General features: G+C 75.5%; 1 protein-coding gene. It reads left to right on the plus strand.

Features of this window, described 5'->3' with window-relative positions; genetic code table 11:
* Window positions 1-1,672: hypothetical protein (locus EAS64_RS44335; RefSeq protein ID WP_222850046.1), on the plus strand; the 1,672-nt coding region annotated here is incomplete at both ends.

Here is a 1,672-nt window from a genome sequence, read left to right on the forward strand (position 1 = left end):
GGCGGCTGCTGGCCGGGGGGATCCTCACCCGGTCGAAGGCGCGGCTGGTCGCGCAGGTCTTCGAGCCGCTGGATGAGGATGAGGCGGCCCGCGCGGAGGCGCTGATCGCAGGGGAGCTGGCGGGCAAGAGCTACCCGCAGGTGGAGCGCCTGGCGTGGCGGGCGGCGCTGGCGGTGGCGCCCGACGTGGCGGAGCGGCGGCGGTCGCGGGCGGAGCGGTGTGCACGGGTGACGGTGTTCCGTGAGCAGGCCGGCACGGTCGGCCTGTCCGGCCGTGACCTCCCGGCCGCCGAGGCGCTGGCCGGGCACGCGAACGTGGCGGCCCGCGCCGCGGTGTACGCGGCGTCGGGGGCGTTCCCGGGCCAGGACGCCAGCCGCCTGCAGGCGCAGGCGTATCTGGACCTGCTGGGCCAGATCCCGGCCGCCGACCGGATCGCGTTCGCCGCCGCCGCCGGTTCGGAGCCGCCCGGTGAGGCCGCCCCGCACGGTGCGGGCCGGGGAAGCCCCCAGCCGCCCGGTGGGCCCGGCCCGGACACCGCAGGCGACGACGGTGATGAGGACTGGTTCGGCGGGGACGACGGCCCCGGACCGGGCCGCGGTGATGGTGGCGGAGACGGCGATGGTCCCGGTGACAGTGGCGGCGGCAGCCCGGCTCCCCTCGCCGGCACCGGCACCAGCACCAGCGACGTTAGCGGCAGCCCCGATACCGGCGGCGACGACGATGACCATCCTGCCGATGACCCGGATGACGACATCCCCGATCCCGGAGACGACTATGACGATCCCGCCGATGACTCCGGCGACGACATTCCCGGTCCCGGCGGCGATGATGACGACCACATCCTCGAGCCCGGCGGCGACGACGATGACCATCCTGCCGATGACCCGGACGACGACATCCCCGGTCCCGCCGATGACTCGGACGACGACATCCCGGATCTAGGCGGCGATGGCGGCGGTCTGGGCGGGCAGGAAGCTCCCGGACCGCCGTCCCCGCCGCTGGCCGAGGTGACGGTCCCGCTGGCCACCCTCCAAGGCAAGGCGGAACGCGCCGGCGACAACCGGCTGCTCGGCCCCCTCGACCCCGCCCTGGCCCGCCAGCTGGCCGCCGCAGCCGCCAACTCCCCGCACTCCCGCTGGGAAATCACCATCGTGGACGAGCACGGCTACGCGACCGGGCACAGCATCGCCCGCCCCGCCCGCGGCCGACCCGGCAGGCCGCAGCCGCCGGGACCCGGGCCGAGGCGCGCCCTGGGCACGCTGCCCGCACGGGTCACCATCACCGTCACCGAGGCACTCCTGCGCGAGCTGGCGGCCCAGGCGGCACAGCCGCCACAGCGGCGGTCGTCTGCGGTTGCGAGCAAGCCACGCTCGGGAGCGCCGCCGGGCGACTGGGAACTGACCCCTAGCAAACCGGGCAGCTGGGCACTGACCCTGCCCGGCGGGCGGCACCTCACCGTGCGGTTCGACCTCGTGCCCACCCACGCCTGCGACCACCGGTATCAGACCAGCGCCTACCAGCCGGGCGACCGGCTGCGCCGCCTGATCCAGGTCCGCGACCACCAGTGCACCTTCCCGACCTGCTCCCGCGCCGCCCGCGAGTCCGACTTCGAGCACGCAATCCCGTACGACAAGGGCGGCACGACCGACGCCTGCAACGCCGGCGCCCGCAG

The organism is Trebonia kvetii, from assembly GCF_007827045.1.
Taxonomy (GTDB): Bacteria; Actinomycetota; Actinomycetes; order Streptosporangiales; family Streptosporangiaceae; genus Trebonia; species Trebonia kvetii.